At 61.6% G+C, this 18,857-nt stretch carries 11 protein-coding genes; 4 read left to right on the top strand and 7 right to left on the bottom strand.

Going from position 1 to position 18,857, the window contains the following annotated elements:
• Positions 1-375: 375 nt before the first annotated feature.
• Entirely contained in the window at positions 376-1,362 is a 987-nt protein-coding gene (locus tag J3P73_RS07515; protein WP_027689168.1) for an IS110 family RNA-guided transposase, read from the top strand.
• 97 nt (positions 1,363-1,459) lie between these two features.
• Here J3P73_RS07515 and J3P73_RS07510 read toward each other — a convergent pair whose 3' ends face one another.
• The gene (locus J3P73_RS07510) at positions 1,460-2,278 is read right to left on the bottom strand and encodes a sugar phosphate isomerase/epimerase family protein (protein ID WP_130691217.1); all 819 of its coding nucleotides are present in this window, start codon (positions 2,276-2,278) and stop codon (positions 1,460-1,462) included.
• 444 nt (positions 2,279-2,722) lie between these two features.
• Here J3P73_RS07510 and J3P73_RS07505 point away from each other — a divergent pair, with 444 nt between their 5' ends.
• Entirely contained in the window at positions 2,723-3,190 is a 468-nt protein-coding gene (locus tag J3P73_RS07505) for a cupin domain-containing protein (RefSeq protein ID WP_130771246.1), read from the top strand.
• An 18-nt stretch (positions 3,191-3,208) separates the two neighbouring features.
• Here the strand turns inward: J3P73_RS07505 and J3P73_RS07500 are convergent, their stop codons facing one another.
• The 6 genes from J3P73_RS07500 to J3P73_RS07475 all read right to left on the bottom strand — a co-directional run bounded on the left by J3P73_RS07500 (position 3,209) and on the right by J3P73_RS07475 (position 11,346).
• A complete protein-coding gene (locus J3P73_RS07500; protein ID WP_130771245.1) occupies positions 3,209-3,847 on the bottom strand; it encodes a TetR family transcriptional regulator in 639 nt (212 codons plus the stop codon).
• Positions 3,848-3,914: 67 nt separating this feature from the next.
• Positions 3,915-5,204, bottom strand: a complete 1,290-nt coding sequence (locus tag J3P73_RS07495; RefSeq protein ID WP_130763384.1) for an alpha/beta hydrolase — start codon at positions 5,202-5,204, stop codon at positions 3,915-3,917.
• A gap of 1 nt (position 5,205) precedes the next feature.
• Positions 5,206-8,256, bottom strand: coding sequence for an efflux RND transporter permease subunit (locus J3P73_RS07490; RefSeq protein WP_130771243.1), 3,051 nt, complete (start codon positions 8,254-8,256; stop codon positions 5,206-5,208).
• Positions 8,253-9,353, bottom strand: coding sequence for an efflux RND transporter periplasmic adaptor subunit (locus J3P73_RS07485; protein ID WP_018497375.1), 1,101 nt, complete (start codon positions 9,351-9,353; stop codon positions 8,253-8,255). The genes J3P73_RS07490 and J3P73_RS07485 overlap by 4 nt, the downstream gene beginning before the upstream one ends.
• A gap of 1 nt (position 9,354) precedes the next feature.
• Positions 9,355-10,419 (bottom strand): efflux RND transporter periplasmic adaptor subunit, encoded by a 1,065-nt coding sequence (locus tag J3P73_RS07480; protein WP_075224797.1) that lies wholly within the window; start codon positions 10,417-10,419, stop codon positions 9,355-9,357.
• Between the two features lie 531 nt (positions 10,420-10,950).
• Entirely contained in the window at positions 10,951-11,346 is a 396-nt protein-coding gene (locus tag J3P73_RS07475; protein WP_018070862.1) for a response regulator transcription factor, read from the bottom strand.
• A gap of 425 nt (positions 11,347-11,771) precedes the next feature.
• On the opposite strand from J3P73_RS07475, the gene J3P73_RS07470 reads away from it, so the two are divergent.
• Together J3P73_RS07470 and J3P73_RS07465 are read left to right on the top strand one after the other, a co-directional pair.
• Positions 11,772-12,410 (top strand): response regulator transcription factor, encoded by a 639-nt coding sequence (locus J3P73_RS07470; protein WP_018070861.1) that lies wholly within the window; start codon positions 11,772-11,774, stop codon positions 12,408-12,410.
• An 854-nt stretch (positions 12,411-13,264) separates the two neighbouring features.
• Positions 13,265-18,823, top strand: coding sequence for a trifunctional serine/threonine-protein kinase/ATP-binding protein/sensor histidine kinase (locus J3P73_RS07465; protein ID WP_207579845.1), 5,559 nt, complete (start codon positions 13,265-13,267; stop codon positions 18,821-18,823).
• Positions 18,824-18,857: the final 34 nt, after the last annotated feature.

Below are 18,857 nucleotides of genomic sequence, written 5' to 3'. Positions count from 1 at the left end.
GCAAAGGTGGGAGAGCAAGCGGGTTTCGTCCGATATTGTCTTGCTCCGGCTGAAAAGAAAGGGACCGAGACATTGCCACGATTCCGCTTCTCCCCAGCGGGGAGAAGATGCCGGCAGGCAGATGAGGGGGTGAGCGACGGCAGGAGCGAATGCGCTGAGCGAGAGCGAAGAGCAATAATGAATGACGTGCCGTGTGGCCCCCTTGCATGTTCAAACTGCATTCATTGTTTGATGATGGGTGCGACCCCTGGGGGATGGCCATCCCCCAGGGGTCGGACGGGCGGGACCGTAACCCCCTTGGCTTGAACCGGGGATGAGCCTGGTCCGCCCGTCCTTCGCGTTTGTCCTGAACAGATAGTGGGGAGCAGGTCCCGTATGCAAGGCAAGGTATCGTCCGAACGCACCGCGATGGCGACAGTTTATGTCGGTATCGATGTCTGTAAAGAGTGGCTGGACATTCATTTGCATCCTCTCGGCCGCAGTTTTCGGGTGACCAATGACACGGCCGGTCTGCGCCGCCTCAAGCGGGAGCTCGATGCGCTTGACCAGATGCCGCGCTCGGCGCTGCACATCGTCATGGAAGCGACCGGCAAGTGGCATCGCGCCGTTCAGCGTTCTCTGCATGCCGATGGCTTTTACGTGTCGGTCGTCGATCCGTTGCGCGCCCGGCTGTTTGCCAAAGCTTGCGGCTTTCTCGCCAAGACCGATCGGCTCGATGCGCGGCTTTTGGCCATCATGGGAGAAGCCCTCAAGCCCGCACAGACCCCACCGCAGGACCAAGCGCTGGAAGCCCTGCAGGAACTGGTCAATGCGCGATCTGCGGCCAACGGCGAACGCACCGCCCTGTCCAACCGGATGAAGACGGCCGTGACCGCCTTCCTGCGCAAGGAACTGACGCGCCGGCTTGCCGCGCTCGATACCCATATCGCAAGACTGGATGCCGAGATCGAGCGCAGCATCGGCGCCGAGCCCGAGATGCGCCGCCGCCTCGACATCCTCATCTCCATTCCCGGCATCGGAGCCGTCACCGCCGCAAGCCTGATCGCTGGCCTTTGCGAACTTGGCGCCTGCTCCGGCAAGCAGGCGGCCATGCTGGCTGGCCTTGCGCCGCTCGCCTGCGAAAGTGGCGAGCGGGCCGGACATCGCGCCATCAGGGGCGGACGCCCCGCACCCAGGAACGCCATCTACATGGCCGCCCTGTCCGCCTCCCGTCACAACCCCGACCTCGCGCACTTCGCCGAAAGACTGAAGAAGGCCGGGAAACCCAACAAGGTCGTCCTCGTCGCCGTCATGCGAAAGCTCATCGTGCTCGCAAATACCCTCATCACTAAAAACCGTATCTGGACACCAAATCCACCTTGACACCAAACACAGATGCTCATCCGACCCTTCGGGCCACCTTCTCCCCGCTGGGGAGAAGAGGGAGCAAGCCGCGACCTTAGCAGGCGGGCAACAGACGCTATTCAGCCACGCCGATCGAGGCGAGAAAAGCTGATGAAGCCGGGATCTTCGACTTGTCCTTGATCTCGATGATGAGGCGCGGGTTGCTTTCGAGCTTGGCAAGGGCTGCGAAGACGGCATGCCAGCGGATCGTGCCTTCGCCGAGGCTCCAGTGGCGGTCGGCATATCCGTCGGCATCCTGCAAGTGGACATGCTGCAGGCGATTGCCGGCGGCCTTGACGTAATAATCGACCGGCGGCGCACCGGTATAGCCATGAGCATAATGGGCATGGCCGGTATCTATCGAGACGGCGACGGCAGGCGAATTGAAGCTTTCGGCAAGCGCCACGCGAATATGCGGATCCTTGTCCTCGATGTTCTCGATGACCATGGTGCAGCCGATATCCTCGGCGCGCCGGACGGCGTCGCGCAGGGTCATGTGCGTGCGCTCGGCCAAAGCTTCGCGGGCGCCGGCATTGTCGTCGAGATTGTTGTAGGACCAGGACGTATAAGGGCTGTGGATGACCATATGGGTCGCGCCGATGGCGGCGCACACATCGAGGCCCTGCAGCAGGCGCCGGGTGACGATGGCGCGGATATCCGGATCTTCCGAGGCGATGGTGAAGCCCCAGAACGGGCCGTGAATGCCGAGGCGGCCGCCATGACCGTCGAGAAGCCGCCTGGCGCGGGCGGCAAGCGGCGCCCAGTCGCCGTTGAGAATCTCGGCATCGACGAAGCTCTGCAATTCGAGATCGCGGGACTTTTCGAAGAGCCAATCACGGTGAAGTTCGACTTCATCGAGCGTCATGGCGGCGCCGACGACGGGAAGAGAGGACATGGATGCGCTCCATCAATGTGAATGATCAATGTGAATGCCGGGACGGCGTGGAAGGACGGTCCCAGGGAAGGCCAAGAACAGCCGCCGCGTTCTATGCACCCCTTCTGTGTCGGCGGTATTACAGGCGCAGAACCTTTCGAACCCCTCCGGCCTCAGTCATTTCCGCATAGCTGATGCGGCATTGGCGGGCCTTGCGGAAACGACCCGAAGTACCGATATCGGCCCCGACAGTCTCGTGACGCAGTGGCGCGCGGGCGGCGCTGAATCCCTGGCAACGGAGCCGTTTGTTCAGCGCTTCGGCCGATATAGCGCGCTTCTTTGAAAGCGCTCGGCGATGTTACCCTCAACAACAGGGCGGGTTGTCAAAGGCGTCGCAAAGGTCTAACGGCTGCGCCCGCAAGAAAAAGCCCACAAGAAGAAGCCCTGTAAGAAAAAGAAAGAGACATGATGTCCAACTCATTTGTGAAAATTCCTGCGAGCGATGAGGCCAAGCGGTTTTTCGTCCTCGGCGACCGGGTCGAGCGGCGGCTTAGAATCAGCGGAACCTGGCTCAATATCTTCGACGTCACCGTGCCATCAGGCAGCCGGACGCCGAAACATGCGCATGCGAGCCCTGAAGTGTTCCGCATCCTCGAGGGAAACCTGACGATCTGGCGCCTGAGCGACAGCGGCCCCGAAGAGATCGAGGCCAGCGCCGGCGACATCGTCACCATCCCGCCCTTCATGGTGCACGGCTATTCCAACCGCGGAACCGTCCCCGTGGTCTTTTCCGCGGTCGTCGACCGGGACATGGCCGAATTCATCGAAGCGGAAGGCACGACTGAGCCACCGAAGGCCAGCCCCTCGGCCGACACCATCGCCCGCATGACGGCGGCTGCCAATGCCTACGGGATCACCATTCTCGCGGCCTAGCGGCCGCATCTGGTGGCGTCATTCCGCGGCCATGCTCTCCTCGCCCGGGGAGCTTGGCCGTAGAGCTGCAACTGCGAAGGAGGCGAGCTCAAGAGCTGACAGCTCACACTGGCTTGAAGGCAGTGCGCTAATAATTCTGGGGTCCCATAAGGAGATGATTGAGGCGCAAAAGCAGGCAGCGGCCGTGTCAACATTCCTCGGAGCAAACTCTTCAGTCGCGATGCCGGTAGCAACGAGCTCTCCCACATACGCTTGAAGTCGCTTCAGGTGGTCTCTGAATGATGGCCAATTGCCTTCTGCGGCGAGAACAATGAGGTCGAACATCTGGCTATCGCCGTGACGTGCTCGCAGCATCAAGCGGTGTTGTCCGAGCGCGGTTTCTTTCAGGCGGCTCGCCGCACTGGTGAGCTCGCCGCCAGCAAACGGGGTGAAGCAGAGGTCAGTTTCGAAGAAATTCCCGGCAATGGCATCCCAAATCGCCGCCTTGGAGGGGAAGATTTTGTACACACTGGCCGGCGACTTCCCCAGCAGTCGAGCGATATCGACGACGTTTGTTTTCGAGAGCCCGTACAGCCGGCACGCTGCCGTGCCGGCTTCGATGATCGAGGACAAATAGCCAGTCTGCGGCTGGTTTTTTACAGTCGTGCCAATTTCCATTTGCCAATCCTATCTAGTCCGCATGCTGGGCGGGTCTCAGATAGCGTCTGATCGAGGCGGTTGACGATCAGTACGCGATCTGGCCATCCACCATCTTTCCCCCATTCGAGGAGAGCTCTCGCTTCAGGATTTCTCGCGCCTCCGGGCTGATGACCGCGACTGGAGCCGCAACGGCTACGCGCGCTGCCGAGCCGGCGAAATTGGCCGCTGTCATCCCGATCTGATCGGCAACGCTCGCCTTTCCGCCCTCGAGGCTCTGCCCTGCCAGCCGCCGCCCGAGCAGGCGCACGATCTCAGGACTGTCTGCGAAGGCATTGTGGCCGAGCGGATCGTTCGTCGCGATGGCGCTCGTGTCGATAACGGAAACGCCGAGTTCGTCGAGAAGAGGCGCATAAGGTCTGAGATCGGACCCGCCGACGCGGTTGACGCCACCCGATAGCCAGCTCGACATCGCCAGCGCCTTGTCGCGTGTCGATGTCAAAATCACAAAGTGCGGCCGCTTCGGCCCCATCTCGGTGAACTGGCGACGGAACACGTCGATGTCGATGTCCGGCGATGCGAGAACGACGTTCTTCACCTTCGTCGGGATTGATTTCTCGCGCATGGCGACGCCGCGTAACGCCTCGGCCGCAAGCCAGCCGCCCATGGAATGGGCGAGGATCGTCACATCGGAGACGTCGGGACTTTTGACAGCCTGGAGGATCAGATCCTCCAGAGCCCGACGCGAATAGTTGGCGCTCTCCTTGTCGTAGAGGTAATCGAAGACACGGCCCCTTGACGGCCAGGTGAAGAGGATCGGCGCGGCGTCGGTTCCCGAGTCATGGACGATCTGCGCGAAGCGGAAGACAGCATCGGCGTAGGTGTTGTTGAAACCATGCACGAAAATGATGACCTGATGCTTCGTGTTTCGATTCTTCCGGTACCAGTCGAACGCCTGGCCCTCGGATTGCACCTTGGCAACCTGCGTGACCGCAAACTCCTTTTGCGGGTTGGGCGGCATGCGGGACGGCCACTGTACCTCCCCGATCTTGCGGTTCCGATCGGGCGGGATGGATACGTCGACGCTGTTAAGGGAAATCGCCGTCCCGCGGTCGCCGGAAAAGAGTTTGCCGGGATCCTCCGAAGGCTTGCGTGTTGTGGCGACGAGCATGGTGACCCGGCTCGTGCCGGCCGGGGCCACGGCGAGAGGCTGCAGGACATCCTGCACCCGGTTGGCGCAACCCGATGCAACGAGTGACAGGGCCACAAGGACCGGGACGGCGCGGCCCACGCGGGCAGCGATCGCCTTGACGAACCCAAATCCAAAGCCGGTGAGACCCTGGGCAATGTGCCCAGGGAGTGAGAGGGATGTGGTCATCTCAGTGCTGCTCGACTTCGCGAGGAATCCGGAACCAGGCGATGTAGAGCGCCGGCAAGAAGAGAAGTGTCAGCGCCGTTCCGACGACGATCCCACCCATCATCGCGTAAGCCATCGGACCCCAGAAAATCTCATGCGAGATCGGGATCAGGGCCAGCGTCGCCGCCGCGGCAGTAAGCATGATCGGTCGCATGCGGTGTTCGGTCGCCTCCACCACCGCCTTCCATGCCGACATTCCCTCTGCACGCAGCTCCTCGATCTGCACGATCAGGATCACGGAGTTGCGGATGAGGATTCCGACCAGCGCGAGCACGCCCAGCAGTGCGACGAACCCGAGCGGCGAGTTGCTGGCGAGCAGCGCCACGACGACGCCGATGAGCGCCAGCGGAGCCACCGAGAAGACCAGGAATAGCCTGTGGAAGCTCTGAAGCTGGATCATCAAGAGCGTCGCCATGATGACGAACATAGCCGGCGCCACCTTCGCAATCGGACCTTGCGACTTGGCGCTTTCCTCGACCGCGCCGCCGATCTTGACCGAATACCCGGCCGGTAGTGTCTTTTCAAATGCCGAAACCTTGTCGGAGAGCGCCTTCACGACGGTCGCCGGCTGCGTCGCATCGCCGATTCCGGCCTTGATCGTGATGGTCGGAATTCTGTCGCGCCGCCAGATTGTCGGCTGTTCAAGTTCGTAGTGGAAGGTTGCGACCGATGACAGCGGCACGGATTGACCGCTGCTGCTCTGCAGTTGCAGGTCAAGCAGGGTGTCGATCGAGCCACGCTCCTTTTCCGCGGCACGCCCGATGACATCGACCAGATAGATGTCGTCGCGGACCTGCGTCACGGCATTCCCCTGTACGACCGTGTTGAGCGCAGTGGCGATGTCCTGGGACGAGACGCCAAGCTGTCGGGCCTTGTCCTGCAGCACGTCGATTTTCACGACGCGGGCCGGCTCGTTCCAGTCGAAGGCAATGTTCCTGAGGGAAGGATAGGCGCCGACGATCGAGCCCAGCTTCTGTGCCAGGTCGCGCACCGTCTGCAGATTTTCGCCGGACACACGGTACTGGATCGGCTTGCCGACCGGAGGGCCGATGTCCAGAAGCTTCACGTAGGCGTCCGTCCCCGGAAAGGTCTTCTGAAGATAGGTTTCCATCTGCCGCTTCAACTTGTCGCGAACGTCGAGATCCCTGGTGACGATGACCGTCTGGCCGAAGGAGGCGACTGCCGGCTGTACGTCGAAGGAGAGTACGAAGCGCGGCGCACCCCTGCCAACATATGTCGACCAATGTTCGACGCCTTGGTTGCCGGCCAGCATCTCACGCTCGAACTGGGCCATCTGGCGGCTCGTTTCGGCGATCGAGCTGTTCTGCGGCAGGTTCCAGTCGACGATCAGTTCCGGGCGATCGGAGCTCGGGAAGAACTGCTGCTGCACCATCGACAGGCCGGCGATCGATCCCGCGAAGAGAAGGACCGTTGCGACGATCGTCATCCAGCGCCAGCGCAGACAGAATTGCAGAAGGCTGGAAAAAACTTTGGCAAACCGACCCTTGTGCTCGGCGTGCTTCTTCATCGTCTTCGGTAGAATGGTCACGCCGATCAGCGGCGTGAACACGACGGCGACCACCCACGATACGACGAGTGAAACCGCGATGACGACGAACAGGGTGAAGGTGAACTCGCCCGCGTTGCTCTTGTTGAAAGCGACGGGGATGAAGCCCGCGACCGTAACCAGAGTGCCGGTCAACATAGGAAACGCCGTCGATGTGTATACGTAGGTGGCGGCCTTCGTGAGACTGTCGCCCGCTTCCAGCCGTGCAACCATCATCTCGACGGCGATCATGGCGTCGTCGACGAGGAGGCCGAGCGCGATGATCAGCGCTCCAAGCGAGATGCGCTGCAGCGATATGCCGGTGTAGAACATGACCATGAACGTGATGGCGAGAACGAGCGGGATTGCGATTGCCACCACCAAGCCGGCCCTCATCCCCAGACTGATGAAGCTGATTGCGAGCACGATTGCGACCGCCTCGAACAGGGCTTTCGTGAAGCCGCCGACTGCCTCTTCAACCACTTTCGGCTGATCCGAGACCTGTTCGACGGCGACACCGACCGGCAGATCCTGAATGATCCGGGTCATCGTCTTTTCGAGCGCTTCGCCGAAGGCGAGCACATTGCCGCCGGTCTTCATGCCGATCGCCAGTCCAATCGCCGGCTTTCCATTGAAGCGGAAGAGCGACGTCGGCGGGTCGACGTAGCCGCGGGTGATCGTTGCGACGTCGGTCAGCGGGAAGAACCGGTCGTTTACCCGAAGGTTGATCCCGCGCAAGGTGTCTTCGGAAATAAAGCGCCCGCCGACCCGCAAGGCGACCCGCTCCGGCCCCGTTTCGACAAAGCCGGACTGGGTGACTGCGTTCTGCGCCTGGAGCGTGGCAATGATGGCGGAACGGTCGATGCCGAGGGCGGCGATCTTGCGGGTGGAGAACTCGAGGTAGATCACCTCGTCCTGTGCGCCGACGATGTCGACCTTGCCGACGTCGGGGATGTTGAGGATCTGCGTTCGGGCACCCTCTGCGAAATCGCGCAGTTCTCTCTGACTGAGGTCGTCTGCCGTGAAGGCAAAGATATTGCCATAGACGTCGCCGAACTGGTCATCGAAGAAGGGTCCGACCACGCCTTGGGGGAATTCGTGCTTGATGTCGTCAATCAAGTTGCGGACGCGCGACCAGGTGGGCTTTACGTCCCGCGCGTTCGTATCCGGCAGCAAATCGACGAAGACGATCGTTTGACCGGCAGTCGTAATGCTGCGGGTATGTTCCAGTTTGTCGAGTTCCTGGAGCTTCTTTTCGATGCGGTCGGTAACCTGCTGCGTCACCTCCTGGGCAGAAGCGCCCGGCCACTGGGCCTGGATCACCATCGTCTTGATCGTGAAGGACGGATCCTCCTCGCGGCCGAGTCCGAGATAGGCAAAGGCGCCCGCCACCGCGAACATGATCATGAAGTACCAGACAAGAGAACGATGCTCGAGCGCCCAGTCAGAAAGGTTGAATTTATTCACGGGCGTGGCTCCTGTCCGAGTTGCACTTTCTGTCCATCGGTGAGCTCATCGATTCCGGCTATGACGATCTCTTCCCCTTCCCGCAGCCCCGCTTGAACCAGGACAGAACGGGGGGCGGACGCCGGACCTTCCAGTTCAACCGTTCTTGGAGCGACAGTGGCCGTCGAGCGATCTACCACCCATACCTGGCTGGTCCCGCCTTCATGGCGGATGGCGGAGAGCGGCAGCATGATCGCCTGCTTCCCTTCTCCGACAACAAGCGGCGTCGCAGTGACCACGGCGCCAAGGCGGAAGATGTCCGGCGCCTGATCGATCCCGATCTTCAGCCGATAAGTGCGGGTATTGGGATCGGCCTGCGGTGCGATCTCGCGGACCACCCCAGTCGCCTGGATCCTGCTGTCGAGCTGGAGGGCGACATTGAAGCGGTCGTCCAGGCGAACGCGACTGAACTGCGCTTCCGGCACGTCGACGACCACGTCGCGCTGCTCGAGGCGTGCCAGTTTCAAGACCGGTTGGCCGGCCGAGACGGTCTGACCCATTTCCGCGGACGTGGCGGTCACGACGCCATCGAACTCGGCCCTCAGTTCGGCGTAGCCTAGCTGCTCATGCGCCTTCGCAAGGCTGGCCGTCGCTTTCGCAGCATTGGCGGTAGCCGACTTGAGCTGCTGCTCGGCAAGATCGTGATCGGCAACGCTCGCTGCATTGCTTTGGACGAGCCTTCGCTTGCGCGTTTCCGTCGTCGCCGCGTTCTCCAACTGCGCCTGGGCGTTGCGCAGTTCGGCTTCCGCGCTCCTGACCGCGAGCTGCAGAGTGAGAGGATCGATTTCCGCCAGGACATCGCCTTTGTGCACCAAGTCGCCGACATCGACCTTGCGAGAGACCATTCGCCCGAGCGTCCGAAACGCCAGGTCAGTCTCGATGCGGGCTCGCACCACGCCGGGCGAGCTTACCGCTTTGTCCTGTTCGGCCGCAGCCATGACAACTTTGACAGGACGGGGGGCCGGCTCCTCCCTCGCGACGGAGTTCTGATCGCAGCCTGCAAGCAGCGACACTGACAAAAGAAGCGGGAGAGAGGTGCATATGCGATTGAGGGTCATCTCACTTGCCTTCCCAGGCGACGGCCTGGCCTTCCTTGAGAAACTTTCCGCCTTCGGTGACGATCAGGTCTTGTGCAGCGACGCCGCCGGTGACGACGAAATCGCTCTGGCGGTACCGGTCGACCGAAATCTTCCGGAGCGAAACGGTTTGGTTTTGAGTGTTGACGAGCCACACGGCTGGTTCGCCTTCGGCTGATGCGATTGCGGTATAGGGCAGCACGATGCCGTCGCGCGGCGAGGCGCGCAGCTTGCCCACGACCGGCGTTCCGAGCGGCCATGGCGCGCCGTCCTGGAGCCCCACCTTGATCCGGATCGTGCCTGCCTTCGCGTCTATGACGGGCGAGACCTCGCGTATGCTGGCATGGACGTCGCGCGAGGGGTCGGAGACCGGTGCGACCTCGACGTCGTTCCGCGGCCGGCCATCCAGAAAGAATGCCTCGAAGACGTCGAACACCGCATCCCGCGGTCCGTCGTGGGCGAGCGTGAAGGCCGACTGAGCTGCTGATACCACCTGCCCGGCTTCGATGCCGCGCGCCGTGATGATGCCGTCTGCAGCCGCTTTCAACTCGGTGTAGGACAGCGCGTCCTCGCTCGTCGCGAGCGCGGCCTCGGCCGCCTCGAGGGAAGCCCGCGCACTCAGCAACTCCTTCTGTGCATCGTCAAAGACCGCCCGCGGAACGGCCTGCGACTGCAGGAGCGACTTGGCTCGATCGAAGGCGAGTGTCTTCTGCGCAACGATGGCCTGCGCCGACTCCAGCGCGGCGCGGGCGACGCTGACATCCGCCTGTTGTTCCGTGTCGTTGAGGCGGGCAAGGACGTCGCCGGCGTGGACATGCGATCCGACGTCGACCCTTCTCTCAAGAACCCGGCCGCTGACGCGAAAGGAGAGGTCGGTCTGAACCCTAGCCTTCACCTCGCCGGTGATTTCCGCACCCGGCTGATACTGAGCCTCGGCGGCCGCGACGACGCGGACCTGCTGCGGCGGCGGCACAACTTCGGCTTTTTCTTCGCAAGCAGCCAGAACTGCGCAGGCGAGACCAATTCCCAGCAATCGAAAGGACTGCATTTTTTGCTCCGGTACGGTTTGCGACCAAAAGGAGAGCCACGGTGTTCGCCGCAGTCTTCAATCTGATTGCGAATGAGGGCCATTTGCGATGTTGACAACGCCCACTTAAAGATTGGAGTGGGCAATGTCAACATCGCAAAGCAAAAATGTTGACACACGCAACATCGAGTTCGAGTGGAATGGCTGCAAGCCACTGGTCGCGCGGGATTTTCCGGAGGGTGGCTCCAGATCCGATGCGCTGCGGCCCCCAGCGTTCCCCCGCCTGCCTAACCGCCCCTCGCCCGAGGGGGCATTGAGAAGGTTGCAGACCGGCCGCGCGAGCGCCTGATTATGTCACGACACGACGTATGGCAGGCCGTCTAAGACCCCGTCAGCAGGTTCGACAGCGGGCGGGCGGTGGGCCTTGCTCAAAAGCCTCGAGCGTCGTCCTTCCTTCACACTGTCTCAGAACCGGGCGAGACGGTCCCCTGCCCGTCACCGGCCAAATGCTTACAGGGCGGCGCGCTTTGCCTCGGAGAGGTCTTTGCGACCTCATGAACCGCTTTCGCCCTCGCCATTGAGAGCCAGCGCAGAACGGATGCAATCAAGCAAAGTCTGTCCGTTGAACGGCTTTGTCAGACAGCCGACGACGTCCGCGCCCAACGCTGACGCGCCCATATTCTTTTCCGGGAAGGCGGTGATCAGAATAGTCGGAATGCTCTTGCCCAGCGCGACGAGCCGGCGGTGCAGATCGAGTCCGCTCATTCCAGGCATATTGATGTCCGTCACGAGGCAGGCCGTGCGGCGGACATCAGGAGATATCAAGAAATCATCTGCGGATGAAAAGGACTCGGCGTCAAATCCCATCGACCTCATGAGCCCCTTTATAGCGTCCCGTATCGACTCGTCGTCGTCGACGATCGCAATCAGAGGTCTCTTGGTTGGCACTGCCGCCTCCCAACTTCGCCGACCGGCATCGTGCCGAATTAGCGTTGTGGCGCGCTTGACTGGATGGATTTAGTATTGAACGGCGACAAAGGCGTCGCAAGCTATACAATCGTATAGCGTGTCTAAGACTTGCGCGACGAGCGCGGCATCGCCGGGCATGTGGCGCATCGGCATGCCACGGCAGACAGCTGGACGCGCAAGCGCTTTTGGGGCCGCCCGCATCTAGCCTTGTGGCCGAGGTAATTATCGCGCATTCTGGTGTGCGAAAGAGGACCCGTTTCGGCAATAGCGAAGGAGACAGGAGGAGTGTTCTCATCGCGTGACCGGCGCTATGCTTATGCTGGTTGGCCTCGCCCGCTGCCGCTGCAGTGGGGCTCGATAGTATATATTCCCAAGACGTCGAATCACCTTGGGAGTTCTGACGATTGACCGAGGCGCCAGCAACCATCATTGTCATCGATGATGACCCGGAGATCCGCGAGGCGCTTGGCAGTCTGCTGCGTTCCGTCGGCTTTGCCGTCAACCTCCTTGCTTCGGTCGGCGACTTCCTCAGATCTGGGCGACCCGACGGACCGACCTGTCTCGTGCTCGATGTCCGCCTTCCAGGGCAAAGCGGCCTTGATTTTCAGCTTGCGCTGTCGCGAGAAAATATTCAGTTGCCGATCGTCTTCATCACCGGGCACGGCGACATTCCCATGTCTGTCCAGGCGATGAAGGGGGGCGCCGTCGAGTTCCTAACGAAACCGTTCCGAGACCAGGATTTGCTCGACGCCGTTCACGTCGGCCTGGCGCGCGACCGCGTGTGGCTTGAAAATGAAAAGTCATTGGCGACGGTGCGCGCGCGTTTCGATAGCCTGACGCCGCGGGAGCGCGAGGTGATGGCTTTGGTGGTGACCGGACGGCTTAACAAGCAAATTGCCGGCGATCTAGGCGTGAGCGAGATTACCGTGAAGGTTCACCGCAGCCAGGTCATGCAGAAGATGGGTACCAGATCCCTGCCCGAACTCGCGCGTATGGCTGACAAACTGATGCTCGCGCCGGGAAAGCCGCAAACGCACTCGTAAGGGTCTTGGCTGCGCGTATAGGTTACCCCCTCCTCATTGGTAATCGAACCGTCCTGGTGGCCAATAGCGCCGGCGGGAGCTCTCCTCTATGATGCAGGCTCCTTTCCTTCTCCACCTCCTCCCAGGCCGTATCGGCCCGCCTTGAGCCTCCCTACCCCCGCGGGAGGCTCCTTTTTGGACTCAGAGCCGGCAGACACTTTCGACTTCAACACCGACAACGAATCGCACCTGACGGTACGACAGGCACGAAGCACGCCGATGTCGTGCTCGCCTTTTATCTTCGGCGACACCGCGGCCGTACCACCTGCCGGCCTGCCGGGTTAGACAAGGAGAGAGACTGTCGGCCCAGTCGTTGTCGGGCCACGGATGACGTCGCCGACATGTCAATCGCTGAGCGGAATTCGCTGATGGGTGTCGGTGCCGGTATTCCAAAGTATCGCAAGACGATACCACAGTATAATTTCCCGTCGTCCCTTCCATCGCTAGCCTCTACTCGTTGCCTCGGGACAGGCAGGTCGCGAATCCCCCCGTTGCTACCACCACGCTTCGGCGCTCCCTCCATCCGAAGCTCTGCGGGTCCACGATCCGCCTGACCGCCCAGCAGCCGTTGGGCGGTCTTTCGTAGCGGTGGACCACGTATCGAACGGGTGGGTGATGGCCGCTCGTTGTTGGGACGAACAGGCGAGATGTGGTAAGAAAGTGGGGAAGTGGTCGCGGTTCGTCATGTGCTCGCTTTGGCCAATTTGACGGACGGATTCCCGAAACGAAAGTGGCAGTGCCAGATGCGACAGGCGAGATGACGAAGTCGGCAAGCAGGCACATCCTCTTTCTTCGGTGTTGGTGGAGATGGGAGTTTGGAGGTTTTTTGGGAGGACGGTGAGCGCGTGCTCCATCGGGAACGGCGCCGGGGTGCCGACGGCAAGTGGAACCCGGTACTGGTCGTGCTTTCGACGCTCGAATACCCGACGCCTTCGAGCCTCGGCCGCCTCGACCATGAATATGCATTGAAGGATGAGCTCGATAGCGCATGGGCAGTGCGACCGCTTGAGTTGGTGCGCGAAGGCGGCCGGACCATGCTGGTGCTTGAAGATCCGGGCGGCGAGCCGCTCGCCGGGCGGCTCGGAATGGCTATGGAAACGGAGCTTTTCCTGCGCCTCGGGATCGGCATCGCCGCTGCGCTCCGTGGGGCCCACCAGCGCGGTCTCGTCCACAAGGACATCAAACCGGCCAATATCCTGGTAACGGGCACGGGCGCCGAGGTGCGGCTAACAAGCTTCGGGATCGCCTCGCGCCTCTCCCGCGAGCGGCAGACTCACGAGCCGCCCGAAGTGGTCGCCGGAACGCTCGCCTACATGGCCCCCGAACAGACCGGGCGCATGAACCGCTCGATCGATTCCCGCAGCGACCTTTATGCGCTCGGCGTGACACTCTACGAAATGCTGACCGGCAGCCTGCCGTTCTCCGCCTCCGACCCGATGGAATGGGTGCATTGCCACATTGCACGGCAGCCGACGCCGCCCAACGAGCGGGTGGCGGATGTTTCACCGGCAGTCTCGGCCATCGTCATGAAGCTGCTCGCCAAGACGGCCGAGGAACGATACCAGACGGCAGGCGGCGTCGAGCACGATCTGAGCCACTGTCTCAGCCAATGGGAAATGCAGCACCGGATTGACGCATTCCCACTCGGCGAACGCGACATCCCGGACCGCCTGCTGATTCCCGAGAAGCTTTACGGGCGAGAGCACGAGGTCGAGATCTTGCTCACTGCCTGGGACCGCGTGGTGTCGAGCGGCGCGCAGGAGTTGGTGTTGGTCTCTGGCTATTCCGGCATCGGCAAGTCGGCGGTGGTCAATGAACTTCACAAAGCTCTGGCGCCGCCGCGCGGCCTTTTTGCGTCCGGCAAGTTCGATCAGTATAAGCGCGATATTCCATATGCGACCCTTGCGCAGGCGTTTCAGAGCCTTGTCCGGGAGCTTCTCGCGAAGAGCGACGCCGATTTGGCACTCTGGCGCGAGACGCTGAGGGAGACGCTGGGACCGAACGGACGGCTGATGGTCGACCTCGTCCCCGATCTGAAGCTCATCATCGGCGACCAGCCGCCGGTCCCCGAACTTCCGCCACAGGAGGCGCAACGGCGTTTCGAGCTGGTATTCCGGCGGTTCATCGGTGTCTTCGCCCAGCCGGAGCATCCGCTGGCGCTGTTCCTCGACGATCTCCAGTGGCTCGACGCGGCGACGCTCGATCTGCTTGAAGATCTCTTGACCCGGCCGGATCTGCAACACCTGATGCTGGTTGGTGCCTATCGCGACAACGAAGTCACCGCCGCCCATCCGCTGATGCGGAAGCTCGACGCGATCAAAACCGCCGGCGGCAAGGTAGCGGAGATCACCCTTGCGCCGCTTACCAAAGACGATCTCCGGCAGTTGATTGCAGATGCGCTCCACTGTCAGACCGATCGTGCAGCCCCGCTCGCACAAATGATGCTCGACAAGACCGGCGGCAATCCGTTCTTCGTCCGTCAGTTCCTATTTTCGCTCGCCGAAGAGGGAATGCTCGCCTTCGATCATGACGCGGCATGCTGGTCCTGGGATCTCGGGCGCATTCACGCCAAGGGATACACCGACAACGTCGTGCACCTCATGGTCGGCAAGCTCGAGCGCCAGCCGCCCGAAACGCGGGAGGCGCTGCAGCAGTTCGCCTGTCTTGGAAACATAGCAGATATTGCGACGCTTTCGCTCGTCCTCGGGATACCGGAGGAAGAAGTCGCCGGCGCCTTATGGCCTGCCGTCGCTCATGAACTGCTCGAGGGGTTGGCAGGCGCATATCGGTTCGTCCACGATCGCGTTCAGGAAGCCGCCTATTCGCTAATCCCGGAGGAGCGACGCGGCGAGTTGCACCTCCGCATTGGGAGGTTGCTTGCGGCGAACACCGCGCCGGAGCTGATTGACGATTATGTTTTCGAGATTGTCAGCCAGCTCAACCGGGGAGCCGCACTGATCACCTCAACTAAGGAGCGCGAGCAACTGGCCGAGTTCAATCTGCTGGCCGGCAAGCGCGCAGCGGCGTCGACGGCATACGCCTCGGCACTCAACTATTTTGTTGCAGGCACGACGCTGCTGCCGGAAGACGCCTGGGAGCGCCAGCGTCAACTGACCTTCGCGCTTGAGCTGAACCGAGCCGAATGCGAGTTCCACCTTGGCGCGCTGCCGGACGCGGAGGAGCGATTAGCACAGCTTTCCAATCGTGCTGTCTGCTCCGACGATCAGGCTGCTGTCGCCTGCCTGCGCATCGATCTCTATGCTGCGCTCGGTCAGACCGGCCGGTCGGCCGCGGTCGGTCTCGACCATGTGAGGCAACATCTCGGCATCGACTGGGCGCCGCATCCGGCCGACGAGGAGGTTCAAAGAGAATACGGCCGAATATGGTCGCAGCTCGGCAGCCGCGCGATCGAGGAACTCATTGATCTGCCGTTGATGCGCGACCCAGCATCCGCCTCGACGCTGGATATTCTCACCCGGCTCGTTGGGGCGGTATGGCATACGGATGCGAATCTGGCTTGCATGGCAATCTGCCTGGCTGTGAACCTGAGCCTCGAGCGAGGCAACAGCGACGGCTCCTGCTACCATTATGTGTCGCTTGGCTATATTGCCGGACCGCGCTTCGGCGACTATGAGGCCGGATTCCGGTTTGGTCAGCTAGGCTGCCATCTGGTCGAAAAGCACGACCTGAAGCGCTTTCAGGCCAGGACTTACAAAGACTTCGGGGCTCACGTCATACCGTGGACGAGACATGTCCGAACCGGCCGCGACATCTTGCGGCGAGCGCTTGAAATTGCCAACCAGTGCGGCGACCTCACGTTTGCCGGATACAGCCATGTCAGTTTGAACTCGAACCTGCTGGCCGCGGGAGATCCGCTTATGGAAGTGCAGCGCCAAGCGGAGATTGGCCTCACGTTTGCGCAGGAGGTGCGGTTCCAGTTCGTGATAGATCTCGCCAGTGCGCAACTCGGACTCGTCCGGACGCTGCGCGGGTTGACCCGGAAATTCGGCTCCTTTGACGACGACGGATTTGACGAACTTGAGATCGAACGTCGGTTTTCCGAAAATCCGAATCTTGCGGAAACCTGCTACTTTGTCAGAAAACTGCAGGCGCGGTTCTTTGCCGGCGACTATGAGGCGGCCGTCGATGCGTCATTGCGGGCGCAGAGGCTGCCATGGACATCGGTGTCGCATTTCGAAGAAACGCCGGAGCATCATTTCTACGGTGCGTTGGCCCGCGCCGCATGCTGCGACTATGCTGTGGCTGAGCCGCGGGCGCGGCATACGGAGGCTCTGGTTGCCCACCACCGACAGCTTGAGATCTATGCGAAGAATTGCCCGGAGAACTTCGAGAACCGAGCCGCGCTGGTCGGCGCCGAAATAGCACGCCTCGAAGGCCGCGAAATCGACGCGGTGCGTCTTTACGAACAAGCGATCCGCTCGGCGCGCGCAAACGGCTTCGTTCATCATGAAGCCCTCGCATATGAACTTGCCGCCCGCTTTTACGCGCAGGGAGGCTTCGAGGATTTCGCACGTCTCTATCTCCGCAATGCGCGTGGCTGCTATCGGCGCTGGGGCGCCGACGGTAAGGTGCGGCAACTTGACCAACTCTATCCTGACCTGAGAGGGGAAGAGCGCGTTCCCTCTCCGACAAGCACCATTGGTGCACCGGTCGAACAACTCGATCTCGCAACCGTTATCAAAATCTCGCAAGCGGTGTCGGGCGAGATTGTGCTTCAAAAGCTGATCGACACCGTGTTGCGCACCGCCGTTGAGCAGGCGGGCGCCGAGCGCGGCTTGTTGATCCTGTCGCGTGGCGGTGAGTCGCGGATCACGGCAGAAGCCACGACGGGCGGCGAAACGGTCGTGGTGCAGATGTGTGACGAGATCGCGACAGGGACCGCCCTGCCGCAATCGCTCCTTCATTATGTCTTGCGCACAAGCGAAAGCGTGGTTCTCGACGACGCCATAGCTCAGAACCCATTTTCCGCGGACCCCTACATTTGTCAGCACCGTACTCGTTCTATTCTCTGTGTGCCGTTGCTCAATCAGGGCCAACTGGCCGGGGTACTCTATCTTGAAAACAACCTCGCCCCTCGGGTCTTTGCGCCGGCCAGGATCGCGGTGCTGAAACTGCTCGCCTCTCAGGCGGCGATCTCACTGGAGAATACCCGGTTGTACCGCGATCTCGCTGAACGCGAAGCCAGGATCCGTCGCCTGGTCAAGGCCAACATCATCGGAATCGTCATCTGGGACATCGAAGGTCGCATTCTTGAGGCCAACGACGCGTTCCTCCGCATGGTGGGATACGACCGAGAGGATCTTGCCTCTGGTCGGCTATGTTGGACGGAACTGACGCCGGCCGAATGGCGCGACCGCGACGCACGGGCCATCGGGGAGCTGAAGTTGATCGGGGCGGTCCAACCGTTCGAGAAGGAGTACTTTCGGAAAGATGGCAGCCGTCTGCCCGTGCTGATCGGCGGTGCCCTATTAGAAGAAAGCAGGAACGAAGGTGTCTCATTCGTCCTCGATTTGACGGAGCGCCGGCAGGCCGAAGAGGCGTTAAGGGAGAGCGAGGGAGCCCTGCGCGAGGCGCTGGGGCAACTGGCCCACGCAAACCGCGTCGCCACAATGGGGCAGCTCACTGCATCCATCGCCCATGAAGTCAATCAACCGCTCGCCGCGTCGCTCACCAACGCCCAGGCGGCCTTGCGCTGGCTCGGCAGCCATCCGCCGAATCTGGAGGAAGTGGCTCAGGCGCTCGGCCGGATCGTGGATAACGCCAATCGGGCCGGCGATGTCATTGGCCGGATCCGTGCCTTGGTCAAAAAGGAGCCCCCTAGCAAGGGGCAGTTCGACCTCAATGAAGCCATTCGTCACGTGATTGCCTTGACCGGCAGTGAAGTGCTCCGGCAAGGCGTCACGCTGCAGACCGAATTCGCGACGAGTCTCCCGTCCGTGGAAGGAGATCGCGTCCAGGTGCAACAGGTGGTCCTAAATCTGATCATGAACGCCATCGAGGCGATGAGCGGCATCGATGCGGAAGAGCGCGAGTTGCTGATCAGCACCGAGATAGCGGCCTCAGGAGGCGTGGTCGTCGGGGTACGCGACTCGGGTCCAGGCATGGACCCGCAGACCATGGACCGTCTTTTTGAGGCATTCTACACGACCAAATCCAGCGGCATGGGTATGGGCCTGGCGATCTGCCGTTCAATCATCGAGGCTCACGGGGGCCAAATGTGGGCCGCCGCCAATGACCCTCGTGGGGCACTGTTTCTGTTCAGCCTGCCTCTCCAACGAGATGAAACGATCGGCGCAAAGCCAGCCGACGAAATGGCGGTGTTGGGAAACTGCGTAGGACCAACACCCGGCTGAAGCACTCGCAGCAAGTAGGTCTCGCGCAGTCTCA

Source organism: Rhizobium ruizarguesonis, from assembly GCF_017357285.1.
Classification (GTDB): Bacteria; Pseudomonadota; Alphaproteobacteria; order Rhizobiales; family Rhizobiaceae; genus Rhizobium; species Rhizobium ruizarguesonis.
This window is presented reverse-complemented; position numbering and strand designations above follow the sequence as displayed.

Bases quoted from the DNA above. Each gene is read 5' to 3' on its own strand.
- J3P73_RS07515 (WP_027689168.1), top strand. From the start codon at position 376: ATGCAAGGCAAGGTATCGTCCGAACGCACCGCGATGGCGACAGTTTAT.
- J3P73_RS07510 (WP_130691217.1), bottom strand. From the start codon at position 2,278: ATGTCCTCTCTTCCCGTCGTCGGCGCCGCCATGACGCTCGATGAAGTC.
- J3P73_RS07505 (WP_130771246.1), top strand. From the start codon at position 2,723: ATGATGTCCAACTCATTTGTGAAAATTCCTGCGAGCGATGAGGCCAAG.
- J3P73_RS07500 (WP_130771245.1), bottom strand. From the start codon at position 3,847: ATGGAAATTGGCACGACTGTAAAAAACCAGCCGCAGACTGGCTATTTG.
- J3P73_RS07495 (WP_130763384.1), bottom strand. From the start codon at position 5,204: ATGACCACATCCCTCTCACTCCCTGGGCACATTGCCCAGGGTCTCACC.
- J3P73_RS07485 (WP_018497375.1), bottom strand. From the start codon at position 9,353: ATGACCCTCAATCGCATATGCACCTCTCTCCCGCTTCTTTTGTCAGTG.
- J3P73_RS07480 (WP_075224797.1), bottom strand. From the start codon at position 10,419: ATGCAGTCCTTTCGATTGCTGGGAATTGGTCTCGCCTGCGCAGTTCTG.